At 59.3% G+C, this 12,419-nt stretch carries 12 protein-coding genes; 9 read left to right on the forward strand and 3 right to left on the reverse strand.

Annotated elements, in window-relative coordinates; translation table 11 throughout:
* Positions 1-71: 71 nt before the first annotated feature.
* Positions 72-830, forward strand: a complete 759-nt coding sequence (locus tag CVS29_RS16430) for an alpha/beta hydrolase family protein (RefSeq protein ID WP_110107476.1) — start codon at positions 72-74, stop codon at positions 828-830.
* Here the strand turns inward: CVS29_RS16430 and CVS29_RS16435 are convergent.
* The 3 genes from CVS29_RS16435 to kynA all read right to left on the reverse strand — a co-directional run bounded on the left by CVS29_RS16435 (position 740) and on the right by kynA (position 3,801).
* Entirely contained in the window at positions 740-1,612 is an 873-nt protein-coding gene (locus CVS29_RS16435) for a PaaX family transcriptional regulator (protein ID WP_110107478.1), read from the reverse strand. The genes CVS29_RS16430 and CVS29_RS16435 overlap by 91 nt on opposite strands.
* Positions 1,609-2,847: a kynureninase gene (locus CVS29_RS16440; protein WP_110107480.1), complete on the reverse strand. Its 1,239-nt coding sequence runs from the start codon at positions 2,845-2,847 to the stop codon at positions 1,609-1,611. Before CVS29_RS16440 ends, CVS29_RS16435 begins: the two co-directional genes overlap by 4 nt.
* Positions 2,848-2,931: 84 nt before the next feature.
* Positions 2,932-3,801, reverse strand: coding sequence for a tryptophan 2,3-dioxygenase (gene kynA / locus CVS29_RS16445; RefSeq protein ID WP_110107482.1), 870 nt, complete (start codon positions 3,799-3,801; stop codon positions 2,932-2,934).
* Between the two features lie 299 nt (positions 3,802-4,100).
* Here kynA and CVS29_RS16450 point away from each other — a divergent pair, with 299 nt between their 5' ends.
* From CVS29_RS16450 to CVS29_RS16485, 8 genes are all read left to right on the forward strand, one after another.
* Positions 4,101-5,537: an SPFH domain-containing protein gene (locus CVS29_RS16450; RefSeq protein WP_110107484.1), complete on the forward strand. Its 1,437-nt coding sequence runs from the start codon at positions 4,101-4,103 to the stop codon at positions 5,535-5,537.
* Complete coding sequence (locus CVS29_RS16455; protein ID WP_110107486.1) at positions 5,527-5,769, forward strand: hypothetical protein; 243 nt, start codon at positions 5,527-5,529, stop codon at positions 5,767-5,769. The genes CVS29_RS16450 and CVS29_RS16455 overlap by 11 nt, the downstream gene beginning before the upstream one ends.
* A gap of 29 nt (positions 5,770-5,798) precedes the next feature.
* On the forward strand, positions 5,799-6,839 hold the full coding sequence (locus tag CVS29_RS16460; protein WP_110107488.1) for a Gfo/Idh/MocA family protein: 1,041 nt from the start codon (positions 5,799-5,801) through the stop codon (positions 6,837-6,839).
* An 850-nt stretch (positions 6,840-7,689) separates the two neighbouring features.
* Complete coding sequence (locus CVS29_RS16465) at positions 7,690-9,372, forward strand: hypothetical protein (RefSeq protein ID WP_110107490.1); 1,683 nt, start codon at positions 7,690-7,692, stop codon at positions 9,370-9,372.
* Positions 9,373-9,573: 201 nt separating this feature from the next.
* Complete coding sequence (locus CVS29_RS18545) at positions 9,574-9,720, forward strand: hypothetical protein (protein WP_170121016.1); 147 nt, start codon at positions 9,574-9,576, stop codon at positions 9,718-9,720.
* A complete protein-coding gene (locus tag CVS29_RS16470; protein WP_110107492.1) occupies positions 9,721-10,461 on the forward strand; it encodes an LCP family protein in 741 nt (246 codons plus the stop codon). It abuts the gene before it with no gap.
* 1,060 nt (positions 10,462-11,521) lie between these two features.
* Positions 11,522-11,995, forward strand: a complete 474-nt coding sequence (locus tag CVS29_RS16480) for a hypothetical protein (RefSeq protein WP_110107496.1) — start codon at positions 11,522-11,524, stop codon at positions 11,993-11,995.
* A 170-nt stretch (positions 11,996-12,165) separates the two neighbouring features.
* On the forward strand, positions 12,166-12,384 hold the full coding sequence (locus tag CVS29_RS16485) for a hypothetical protein (protein ID WP_110107498.1): 219 nt from the start codon (positions 12,166-12,168) through the stop codon (positions 12,382-12,384).
* Positions 12,385-12,419: the final 35 nt, after the last annotated feature.

Consider the following 12,419-nt stretch of genomic DNA (forward strand, 5'->3'; position numbering starts at 1 on the left):
ATAATGGAGCACTGAGACAATGGAGCACAGAAGGGCTCCTGCCCGGAACAGCTAAGAGATATGAGGTGAGCATGACAGATCCCCTTGCAGCTGATGTTGAGCCGGAAATTGTTAGGTACGGGGACGCTGGCCCGCAATTCGTGGAACTTTGGGCGCCACCGGTTGAAACGCCCAAGGGATACGCCATCCTTATTCACGGCGGTTATTGGCGCTCATTATGGGACACCACGCTCATGCGTCCCCTGGCCTACGATCTACTGGCTCGCGGCTGGGCTGTGGCGAACCTCGAATATCGAAGTGTTGGCAATGGTGGCGGCTGGCCAGTAACGCTCCAGGACGTCCACGCTGGCATCCAGTGCGCCAAGGATGAACGCCCTCAGTGGTGCGCCGCGGGTGCGGTGGTCAGCATAGGCCATTCGGCGGGCGGTCAACTGGCGCTTCTTGCCGCTCACCTTGTAGATGCCGTGGTGGCGCTGGCGCCAGTGACTGACGTGCGGCGCGTCGACGCCGAAGAGTTGGATGACAATGCCGCGCTCGGCTTCATGGGCGCTCACTATGCTGACATGCCGGACGCGTACGGCTTGGCCTCACCGATCAGCCAGCTGCCTCTTGAACGGCCCATCCTCGTGGTACACGGGGATGTTGATGTGTGGGTCCCGGAAGGTCACTCGGAAGACTTTGTCCAAGCGGCTGTGGCCGCTGGCGATGATATAGATTTCCAGAAGATTCCAGGTCTGGATCATAGGGCTGCCATAGACCCGGCTGCGGCACATTGGGATGGCACTGTGCGGTGGATGGAACAGACGAAGGACTTGCTGGCCAAGGCATGAGAATTGCTGATCCGTTGGAATAGTCCAATGCCCTGCCCGCCCGGCCAATCGGAGGGGAGGCACTCTTCTGGCAATCCCGGGTCGAGATAAGGGATCTTGCGCCACAGGTCAATCATGGTGACATAGGTGGCAAACGCCTCAGCATCGGCGCCCACCTCCTCTGTAGCGACGTGTTCGTGGAACTTGATAAAGTCTCGGTGCAGGGTTGCAACCGCGTCCAAGTCCCACCATGTGGCAACTACCTCGCGTAGATTTCCGGTTACCTGCGGGCGCGAGGTGGTGAATAGCACCGCCCGCTCGCCCAGATCCAAAGATTCGAGGATCTCTTGGATTTCCTGACGAAGATACTCCGGAGCTATCCACAGGCCTGGGGAGACCATCCCGCACCCAATCCAATGCAATTGCCGGCGCAATTGATGCCGGCGTTCGCGTTCGGACTCTGGGAGGGAAAAGGAGAGCAGGCACCACGGGTCCTGCGCATCCATGGAGCGGGGGTTATGGATGCGCCTGTCGCCTCGCTCCAGCATGCGTGCCGCGCGTGAATCCACCTCATACCCAGCCACCCCGCTCCGTTCGGCGGCAACTACCACGCCCTTTTTTCGCAGGCGTGTTAAGGCAGTCCGGGTCAGGGTTGCTGGAATCTGCAGCGCGTTCATCAACTCAAGGATGGACGTGGTTGACATCCATCCCCCTGCGTCCCTGAGGTACAAGCCGATGACTGTGCGCAAGAGGGAAGCGGTGCTTCCCGGCCTTGAATCCATGTCATCGAGGACCGCCGTCACGTCAGTGATACCAAGACTTCCCTGATTGCTTGGATCCCGGCCTGAACCTCGGCAAAACTGGTACTGAGCGGGGAGAGGCCAATGCGTAATCCGTGCGGTGGGCGGAAGTCTGGAATCACTCCCTGCTCCCACAGGCGGGCTGTGACTTCGCCGAAGAGCGGATGGTTCACGCTCACATGAGATCCGCGGCGGTCAGGGTCTCGAGGACTGGCAATTTCGGCACCGAGTGGCACCAACAGTTCCTCGGCCAAGGCCAGTGCATGCTCGGTCAGTGCTATTGATTTCTCGCGTATGGCATCCATGCCGACCTCGGCAATGAGCTCGGTCATGTCCTTGAGCGGCTGCATGGCCAGGATGGGGGGAGTGCCGGTAATGAACCGTCGCACAGTGGCAGCAGGCTCAAAGTTGGCTGACATCCCGAAGGGATCTGCCGCACCCATCCAGCCCCAGATAGGCTGCCGCAGCGAGGAGAGCAGCGAGCTGTTGACGTAGGCCAGCGCGGGTGCGCCGGGGCCGCCGTTGAGGTACTTATAGGTGCAACCCACGGCAAGGTCCACTCCCCATGCGTCAAGTTCCAAGGGGACAGCGCCAATGGAATGGCTAATATCCCACATCATCAACCCGCCAGCGGCTTTGACCATGCTGGTGATAGTTGGAGCATCGGCCAGGAAACCCGAACGGTAGGCAACATGGCTGAGCAGCACCACGGCAGTGCGCGGCCCAATGACGGCGCCAACATCCTCGGCAGTGACACCGGTCAGGGGATCTGGATCGATCCAAACAATCTCCGCGTCAAGTTCGGCGGCGATCCCTTCAACTATAAATCGGTCGGTAGGGAAGTTATCGCGATCAATGACGATCTGATTTCGGCCCGGCTGCCCGTCCAGCCCTGCGCGCAACAGCTTATAGAGCAATACGGATGTTGAATCCCCTATAAAACTCTGTCCGGGTGCTGCGCCCAGAACAACCTCGCCCAGCCGGTCGCCCACAGCGGTGGGCTCATCCATCCACTTCTCATCCCAGGATCTAATGAGAGAAGTGCCCCACTCTCCCTGGACAAAAGCAGCAAGATTAGCGGCCGTGACACGCAGCGGCCGGCCCAGTGAATTTCCGTCCAGGTAGGCAATGACAGAGCCACCTTCGGGCTCAACAAAGTAATCGCGGTAGGGTGCCAGCCTGTCCTTGGCATCTAGCTGTGCGCTGGTGGGAGGGGAAAGTTCCGTGCTCTTGATCATCGGGTGTCCTAGGGGAGGAGGGGAATCAGTGCAAAGAGGAATGGAAGTCAGAAGTGGAGAAAGTGTGATGAGGAAACTGTGACGCTATTTGCCGATTTCTGTGCGAACCGCGAAGAGTTCGGGGAAAAACGTCAGGTCCAGGGCGCGCTTGAGGAAATCCACTCCGGAGGACCCGCCGGTGCCGGGCTTGAAGCCAATGGTCCGTTTGACCACGCTCATGTGGCGGAATCGCCAGGCTTGGAAGTTGTCCTCAAGGTCCACCAAGTCCTCACAAGCTTGGTAGAAACTCCACTGCGTAGTGTCCGACTCATAGATTTGTTTGAATACGGGCACCAGCGCTTCCTGAAATACCCATGCTTCGCTGACGTCTCGTTGAAGAATGTGCTCCGGGATGGCGTAGCCGCTACGAGCCAGTGCGTGCAGGAAGGCGTCGTAGACGGTGGGTTCCGCCAGGACGGTGGAGAGGAGTTTGTGGGCCTCCGGATCAGACTCAAAGACCTTGAGCATGCCGCGGTGTTTATTGCCCAAGATGAACTCCACTGCCCGGTACTGGAAGGACTGGAAGCCGGAGGATGAGCCCAGCGAACCGCGGAATTGTGCGTACTCACGGGGAGTGAGGGTGGCCAGAACCGACCACTGCTCGGTGAGTGTCTTCTGGATATGTTTGACCCGGGCCAGACACTTCAGGGCTTTGCCGATCTCGTTATTGTCCATCAAACGCCGGCACTCAATGAGTTCGTGCAGGACAAGCTTGAGCCACAGTTCGCTGGTCTGGTGCTGGATGATGAACAGCAACTCATCGTGGTGTTCCGGGGAGCTCACAGGGTGCTGGGCCGAGAGCAGGGCATCCAGATCAAGGTAGCTACCGTAAGACATGGTGGCGTTGAAGTCCGTGCGGATAGTGCCTTCTATCTCGCGGACGCCTTCGGGGGTCTGTGCGTGGGGGCAGCTCATCTAAAGACTGTATCACTATGATGACGAGCGTCAAGAAGCTGAAATAGTGAATCGGAATGTGGGTGGTGAGGTGTTTTGAGAAGAATGGTGAGGCCCCGGCCAGCACTGGCATAAATACGATGGGCGGCACACTGCCAGCGCCAAGGAATGGCGAGTATTTTTGAGAGTGGGAAACTTTCTTGGCACCAGATGTTGCCCGCCACTGTTTGACCACAACTTCATCTTGAGGCCGTGAGATCCTCCCTAGTGGGACAAGGGGTACCGCTGCGACCGTTCCTTCTCTTGAAAGGATGCAGCTCATGCAATATCTGATCCCATTCATCCCGGTCCTGGCTGTGATTGTTGCGCTGGTTGTGCTGGGACTGTTGGTCCGTGGGGCCGTAAAGCTGATATGGCAGGTGGCCGAACCCAACGAGGCTCTGATCATTTCCGGGTTCACGCGCGGCAATGTAGGCACCGCAGAGGGCATGGATTTCAAGATTGTCACCGGCACGGGTGCGTTTGTCATCCCGGGGCTGCAAACCGTCCGGGCGCTTTCGCTGACACTGAATGAGACTGAACTCCAGGTCAATTGCGTCACCTCGCAAGGGATCCAGGTGGTGGTCCAGGGCGTTGTCATTTTCAAGATCGGAGATTCCACGCCGTTCATCGCCAATGCGGCCCGGCGCTTCCTCGGCCAGCAGGCCAAAATGGAGAGCCAGGTCTACAACGTATTTGAGGGCCACCTGCGTTCGATCATCGGCTCCATGACCATGGAGGAAATCATCCGGGAGCGCGACAAGCTCGCATCTCAGGTGCGCAGCGCCAGCGGTATTGAAATGGAAAAGCTGGGCCTGGTGGTTGACTCCCTACAGATCAAGGACCTAGAAGACCCCACCGGCTACATCCAAAACCTGGCGAAGCCGCACATTGCCCAGGTCCAGATGGAGGCCAGGATCGCGGAGGCCACCCGCAACAGGGAGGCTGCAGAAAAGGAGGCCGAGGCCGCATCCCTGATCGCGGATGCCCAAAGCATCTCCGCCATCCGGCAGTCGGCAGCAGCAGCCAACGCTCAAACTGCTCAGGCCAACGCCGCTCAGGCGGGCCCTCTGGCGGACGCCACGGCACGCCAGCAAGTAGTGGTCCAGGAAACTGAAGTTGCCAAGCTCGAGGCTGACAGGGAGGAGCAAAAGCTACAAACCTCCGTCCGCAAACCCGCTGACGCCAAGGCTTACGCCCAGCGGACCGAGGCCGAGGCGCAGAAGGCTGCCGATATCAGCGCCGCCGAAGCCCGGGCCAAGAAGACGGAACTAGAGGCACAGGCAAACGCCACGGCGGCCGCGGCCATGGCCGGGGCCACCCGCGTCACGGGGGAAGCCGAGGCCGCGGCGACGAAGGCACGCGGGGAGGCAGCGGCGTCGGCCATCAAGGCCAAAGCACTGGCTGAAGCGGACGGGATCAAGGCCCGGGCCGAAGCCTTGGGCACCAATCAGGAAGCCGTCATCAGCCAGCAGCTGGCCGAAAACATGCCAGCAATTGTGGCCGCGGCGGCAGAACCATTCGCCCACGTGGGCCAGCTGACAGTCCTCAACGGCGGCGAAGGCGTCAACAACATGGTGGGTGGCATCCTGGCCCAGGTAGGGAACTACCTTCCGGCGTTGACGGATGCCTTGCGGGAATCGAACGCGTCCAGGACAGCGAAATCATCCCCACAGCAGGTGCCGCAGCGCCCGGAGGGGGAGGCACATGCGCAGTGAGCTTGATAGGTCCCTGACGGGAAAGATCGGCAGGGTCAGCGGTGGGGTGGGGCCGGACACGCTGGGGGAAGTCATGCTGGAGGTGCGCGGGGGCACGGCAGCGTATTTGGCCCGGCCCTACGACGGTTCCAGCATGTACGCCGTGGGGGAGCGGGTGCTGGTCATGTATTTGGAGCCGCCGCAGACGGTTTACGTTGAGGAGTTGCCCGAGTTTCTGCAGCGTCCCACGTAGGGTGGGAGGAAAATTGCAGGACTACTTTCGTGAAGGACTTTTTCGTGGAGCAACTTCGGGTCGGTTTGATCGGTGCCGGCGGCATTGCTGGTGTCCATATTGCCGGATGGCAGCAACTGGGTGCCCACGTGAGCGTGTATTCGCGCTCCGGTGCGGCCGGGCTGGTGGCACGGTATGCCATCAAGGAAGTTCACAGTCTTGAGGATCTGTTCCAGGCCTCCGATCTCATCAGTATCCTCACGCCCACGCCCTCGCATCACGGCTATGCCATGGCCGCGATCGCCGCCGGCAAGGATGTTATTTGTGAGAAGCCGCTGGCGGAAAATGCTGCCCGAGCGGCAGAGATTCTCCGCGCCGCCCGGGCTGCCGGGACACGGCTATTCCCGGCCCACGTGGTGCGCTTTTTCCCGGAGTATGCCGCTGCCAAGGCCGCCGTGGAGGCCGCGAGGCGTGCAGGGGGTGCTGAGGGCGCCGGGGAACCCGCTGTCCTGGCACTGAGCCGCTCCAGCGCGGGCCCGGCCGAAGGCTCATGGTTCTACAACGAGGACTTAGGTGGCGGGATTATCAGAGACCAGATGATTCATGACATTGACCAGGCCTGCTGGCTAGCCGGTGAAGTGATCAGCGTCGAGGCCCATCAGAATCCGCCCAGTGTTGAGTCAATGGTGCCCCGGCCTGTGCGAGCTCAGGTGATTTTGAAGCACCGCAATGGTGCGCTTAGTACATTGCACGGCGAATGGGGCATGGACGGCCTCCCCTTTAGCACCAGCGTCAGCATCGAGGCGGCCAACGGTGGCACCATCTTCGCTTGGCCGGAGGGGGATATGGTGCCCGCGTCGGTGAATGAACCCGGGGACTACCTGCCAGTTCAGGACGTGGTGAACAGCCCGTACACCCTGCAAAATGCGGAGTTTGCCGCGGCCCGCGCCTCTGGGGAGCCGGCTCGTGTCTCCCCGTACGACGGCGTCATGGCGGTTGCGCTGGCGGATGCCGCTTATGCGTCAATTGCGCTGGGCAGGGCTGTGGAGTTCTCGGCGGCAGCGGTGCAGGCGTTGGTGGAGCAGCCCTAGCCACCCCGCCTCGCGTCTCCTTCTGGACGCTCCCTCACTTTCGGGGCGTTTTTGGCGAACGCTCCCTCTCCATCAAGCGGTGGGAGTTATTCACTCACTGCTGAAGGATTCGGTTCTTGCTGTTGATAATGCGAGTTCTAAGCGTGCAGACATACGTGAGTACTAGTTGCGGCAGTTCGGGACGAAGTTGAAATGACTTCTCTTGTTGTCCGCTCCTAATGGAACGTTCCGTAGGTGGCGAACGATGATGGCCCAGTGCGAAAGCTGATGTCAACCCGTCACCGGTGGGTAAAGCTCCTCGGCGGGCTTGCACCCCGCTTTGGCTGCCCGGTACCGCTAATACTCTCGGTAACAACACCGTCTACGATTCCAAGTCCTGCAGGCGCAAAGGGTTCTTCCATCCTCTGACCGAGGATCTAGAGCCCTAGGGTGATGACTGGTGGTATCGAGGTCCTGGCTGGGACGGATACGCAGCCAGATACCTGAGGTCCTTAGACCGTTCAAACCAGTACTTTGACGCTGGGTCGCAGGAAGCCACCTGTATGTGGAAGGTGGACGTCAAAACCCAGCCAAGCAACTGTTGGACACGCCGGGGAAGCGGCAAAGTGAATTCCCGCACAGTGTCAGCGGAGCTGAAGCCCGCTGAAGCCCGCTGAAGCCCGCTGGAGCCCCCGTGTAGCGCCAGCCGCGGCGTATGGGGCATCGAAGTAATCGTAAGGTGGAAAATCCTGCAGGCATCGCTGCTAAACTGCTCTTTGGTGTCCGGTGGGCGCCACGTGCGCTTGCGCGGAAAACACGCTGGGGACGATGGGTTCCACCGGTATGCAACCATGAATGACGGAGTACACCTATGGTCCAGTCGCCAGAAGAAAACCAGCTGCCCACTAGCGAGACTAAGCCCCGCAAAAAGGCTGCGTGGATCGTTTCTGCAGGTGCCGCAGTAGTGGTATTGGGTGTTGCCGCGTTTGTTGTCCCGCCCCTGTTTGTAGGTGATCCTGTTGAAGTGGAGACCACAGTGGCAGCGACATCTGTGCTAACGCCCACTGCTGCTAAAACCTACGCGCCAGTCACCAACTTCTACAAGCAGCTTGGGCCCCCGGAGGGTTCGCCGTTGACGCCCGTGGCACCCCAGACGGTGACCGTCAGCACAGACAAAGTAGGCACCAAGCTCAGTCTCTCTCAGGTGGGGCTTTCACTAGAGGCCACAGATTTGGCGGATCCATTGCTGAGCGGAGACAATGAATCCGTAGTCGCGAGACTCAAAGGGCTAGGGAAACCGGTTCTACGTTTCGGCGGCAACGCGGTAGATCGTCGCTTCTTCTGGACGTCCACCGGCGAAGCCTTGCCGTCCAGCTATGTCGGAACAAAACCTAATCCGGCTCGGGTAGTAGGCCCCGATGACTTCACACGAATCAATGGATTGCTGGAAAAAGCAGATGCCTACATCAGCCTTTCCGTGAACTTGGGAGATTACAACCCAGAGCGTGCAGCAGACCTGGCCAAATACGGTGCACAGATTTTTGGCAAACGCCTGCTGGCGATCACCATCGGCAACGAGCCCAACGGTTTTGCCCCCAATATGGTCTTGGCCCATGCGCTGCGTCCTAATGGCTACACAGCCGCGGACTTCGGGAAAGAAGCAAAGGTCTACGCCGATGCCATTTACAAGGTGGCCCCAAACGTCCCCATTTCCGGACCCGGTACCTACGCTGCGGATTGGGCCTCGGCTTGGGTTGCTTTAGACATCAAGCAGCCCAAGATCCTCACGTTCCATAACTATCCACTGACGGGTTGCACCACTGGCCTCGCCGCGGATCAGCCCACCATGGCTAATCTTCTTGCCCCAGAAATGCATGATCGTTCCATCGATTACCATAAATCTTTTGTCGCTAAGGGCAACGCCGCAAAGATGCCTATTTGGGTGGATGAAACGGGGATTTCGGCTTGCGTTGGTGGCAATGAGACCACAAAAACATACGCATCAGCCTTGTGGAGCACCGATTACGCCTTGGGTTCTGCCCAAGTTGGGGTGAGCCAGTTGGATTTCCACAGCTCTCTCATTACCTGCAAGGGTGGCCCTCCTATGTCTGCTGTTTGCTTTGACGGTGAGTACCTCAAGCCCACCGGCGTCATGCAGGGCCGTGCCAACTACTTTGGCTTGTCTATGGTCGGCGCCATTGGCGGCGGTGAGTTCTTGAAACTGAACAACGACGGCGGCGGGTTGGCGCACTCCTATGCCCTCCAGCAGTCAGATGGAAGCACCACAGTGGTTCTCATCAACCAGAACAACCCGGAGACGGCAGCACAGACTATGGTTACGCTGAAGCTTCCCAATATTCCGGCTACGGCCACCATGACTCAGATGACAGGCACCAGCTATGAGTCAGAGGACAGCGCCGCCATCGACGGGCAAGATGCCGGGCCCGTGTCGAATGACAAACAGCCAGCCCCCATGGACTTTGTTCCGGGTAAGCAGTCCCAGACATTCCCGTTAACCGCAGGTACTGTCACTCTGATGAACTTCAAGTACTGATGGTGTGCCTCCCCACGTATCCGGGCATGGCATGATTTCCTCGATGATGGATGAAACCCAGGTGGAACTGCGTCAGCGGTGCCTGCGTCATCAACCTGGCCAATAGCTTCTACAGCCAGACTCAGAAGATCGCCAACGCCTTCCCGGATGAGGCCACCCGCCCTACCAAGGGGGGTGGCGTCGAAAGCTCAGAATACTTTGATGTTGGGCAGTGATAGTCGCGCTGACTCAGTAGACATGGCCAATGAAGGCGCGGGTTCTAAACAGCGCTCCGACACCATGATGTGGGTCCATATTCCCGGGGATCGCAAAAACATTGTCATGATGTTCATCATGCGTGACATCTAGGTGGACATCAGCGGTCATGGACAGGCCAAGATCAACGCAGCTATGGCCTTTGGGGGTGTACCGCTGGTGGTGCAAACCCTTGAGGGCATGTTCAAGGCCCGGCTGGACCATGTGGCCATCGTCGATTTTGAGGGCTTCAAAGCCATCACCGATACCCTCTGCGGCGTAGAGGTCAAGGTGCCCATTGCCTTCACCTCATCGGGCAGCAAGGGTTTCACATTTGCAGCTGGCCCTCAGCACATGAACGGCGATCAGGCATTGGCGTTTGTTCGTGAGCGCTATGCCTTCACCGACGGCGATTACCAGCGCGTGCGTAGCCAGCAGCTGTTCTTGAAATCTGTCGTGAGCACCGCGCTGACGCCGGCCACCCTGACTAACCCCGGTAAGATCAGCGCTCTGATGCGCCAGATATCGCCCTTTGTCTCCGTTGATGCGAGCTTGAATGCCGCTGCCATGGGCAGCCTGGCCGTAGGCCTGCGCGATATCGGCAGCTCCAATGTCCTCTTCTTTACACTCCCCAACTTGAGGACAGGGACCAGCCCGGATGGCCAGCCCATTGTGTTCAAGGACGACGCCGCCATCTCCGGTATCGAAGTTGCCATCGGCTTAGACTCACTCGTCTCGTACATGGAAAAACGGGCTGGGGTTGTTCAGATCGCCGCCGGCTACTTTGCAGCGGTGGGGACATCCGCTAGTCCAATGCGCCCGCCGGTGGAGGTGAAGGAGGGACCATTTCGGTGATGACTCAGTCCACGGCGTTGACGGTCCCACATCGATCGGCGGTAGGTCCGGGGACTCTAAGTCCCCAGCGCAACAGAATCACTGCTGGATCTCCCCAGGCCGCGGTGGCCCGGCTGGAGGTTGCGCGCCGCTTGGCATCTGCCAGAGAATCGGGCAGACCCCACCATCATGGCTGCGCAGCTTGGATTGTTGGCGGTCATGGCTTCATTGATGGTCACCGTCGGAGCGCAGGCGGTTAGGACAAGCAGTGAGAGGGCGGCAAAAGGTGCAGCGGTCCGCCGGGAATGGGAAATCGGAGGCCTGCCATCAGCCAGGCTCGTGAAACTGAGAAAGCTCTCCGGGCCATAGCTGTCGGGGCATTCGTTGTGCCCCCACTCCTCTTATCAGCTCTAGGCACAGTGGAGCCGTCCGTGACCCAGCTCGCGCCGCGCCCGCGCCCACTCCGGTCCGCAGCTACGAGCCCGTTACCAATTTCAATAAGCAGGCTGGCCCGCCGTACGTACGGTTCGCCGCTAACAGACGTGGCTCCCCAAACGGTTACGATGAACAGCCAGAAGGTGGGAACCAAGTTAAGCCCGGCACAGATTGGACTCTCTCTGGAGTCCACCGATTTGGCGGACCCGTTGTTGAACATGACAACGAATCCATGGTTGCCACCCTCCAAGGGATTAGCTATGCCATGTTGCGCTTCGGTGGTAACTCGGCGTACCGCCGCTTCTTCTGGACGTCCACCGGCGAAGCCCTTCCCTGCAGTTACCTCGGAACCAAAACTCTGCCTGCCCGGGCCAGGGGGCCGGATGACCTAAAGCGAATTAACGACCTGCTGGAAAAATACAGATGCCCACATCAGCTTGTCGGTAACCTGGGCGACTACGCCCCCAGAGCAGGCGGCGGCCCTGGTCAAGCCTGGCGCGCAGATTTATGGGAAATGTCAGGTGGCCGTCACCATCGACAATGAACCCAACGGCTTCGCGCCCAACACGGTGCTGGCCCAGGCCTTCCTCCCAACGGCTACAAAGCCGCAGAATTCGGCAAGCAAGCAAAGGCCTATGGCGATGCTATGTACAAGGTGACCCCGAACGTCCCCATTTCCGGTGTCGGCACCTACGCTGCAGATTGGGCATCGGCTTGGGTGGACTTGGATCTCAAGCAGCCAAAGTTTCTCACCTTCCACAACTCTGAACTGACTGGCTGCAGCACAGGACTCGCCGCCGATCAGCCCACCATGGCCCCCAGCATGCGTGACTGCTCCAGCGGCTACCATTCCTCATCTGTGCTAAAGGAAAATGCTGCCAACATGCCCATTTGGGTTGCTGAAACGGGAATCTCCGCTTGCATAGGTGGCAATGAGACCGCCAAGACCTATGCCTCGGCACCGTGGAGCGCAGACTATGCACTCGGTTCCGCTCAAGTGGGTGTAAGTCAGTTGGAATTCCACGGTCCACTCATTATTTGCAAGGGTGGGGGGCCGCCCAGGTCCGTGGTGTGCTTCGATGGTGAGTGCCTTAAACCGACCGGGGAGATGCAGCCGTAAGCCGACTACTTTGATTTGTCGATAGTTGGCGAGATTGGTGGGGGAGAGTTCCCTAAACTGCAGAACGACGGCGGCGGGCTGGCCTATTCTTACGCCCTCCAGGAGGACGATGGCAGCACCACAGCTGTTCTGATCAATCAGAACAACCGGAGACGGCCGGACAGACTAAAGTGACGCTGAAGCTGCCCAACAATCCGGCCACGGTAACCATGACCCAAATGACAGGAAGTAGCTGCTCCGTTCAAAACGGTGTGGCGATTGACGGCGAAGCCGGTGCTCCCAAGGCCGATTCTGAGCGCCCCGCACCCATGAACTTCGAACCGGGCCAGCAATCTCGTACTTTCTCGCTCACGGCAGGGATCGTCACCATGATGAATTTCACGCACTGAAGATCGATGAGCCGTTCCAGCCCGGCACTCAGTTC

Source organism: Arthrobacter psychrochitiniphilus (assembly GCF_003185915.1).
In the GTDB taxonomy this organism is placed as follows: Bacteria; Actinomycetota; Actinomycetes; order Actinomycetales; family Micrococcaceae; genus Specibacter; species Specibacter psychrochitiniphilus.

Excerpts from the sequence above, each read along its gene's own strand:
- CVS29_RS16455 (WP_110107486.1), top strand. The coding sequence starts at position 5,527 with ATGCGCAGTGAGCTTGATAGGTCCCTGACGGGAAAGATCGGCAGGGTC.
- CVS29_RS16450 (WP_110107484.1), top strand. The coding sequence starts at position 4,101 with ATGCAATATCTGATCCCATTCATCCCGGTCCTGGCTGTGATTGTTGCG.
- CVS29_RS18545 (WP_170121016.1), top strand. The coding sequence starts at position 9,574 with ATGTTGGGCAGTGATAGTCGCGCTGACTCAGTAGACATGGCCAATGAA.
- CVS29_RS16465 (WP_110107490.1), top strand. The coding sequence starts at position 7,690 with ATGGTCCAGTCGCCAGAAGAAAACCAGCTGCCCACTAGCGAGACTAAG.
- kynA (WP_110107482.1), bottom strand. The coding sequence starts at position 3,801 with ATGAGCTGCCCCCACGCACAGACCCCCGAAGGCGTCCGCGAGATAGAA.
- CVS29_RS16480 (WP_110107496.1), top strand. The coding sequence starts at position 11,522 with ATGTACAAGGTGACCCCGAACGTCCCCATTTCCGGTGTCGGCACCTAC.
- CVS29_RS16430 (WP_110107476.1), top strand. The coding sequence starts at position 72 with ATGACAGATCCCCTTGCAGCTGATGTTGAGCCGGAAATTGTTAGGTAC.
- CVS29_RS16440 (WP_110107480.1), bottom strand. The coding sequence starts at position 2,847 with ATGATCAAGAGCACGGAACTTTCCCCTCCCACCAGCGCACAGCTAGAT.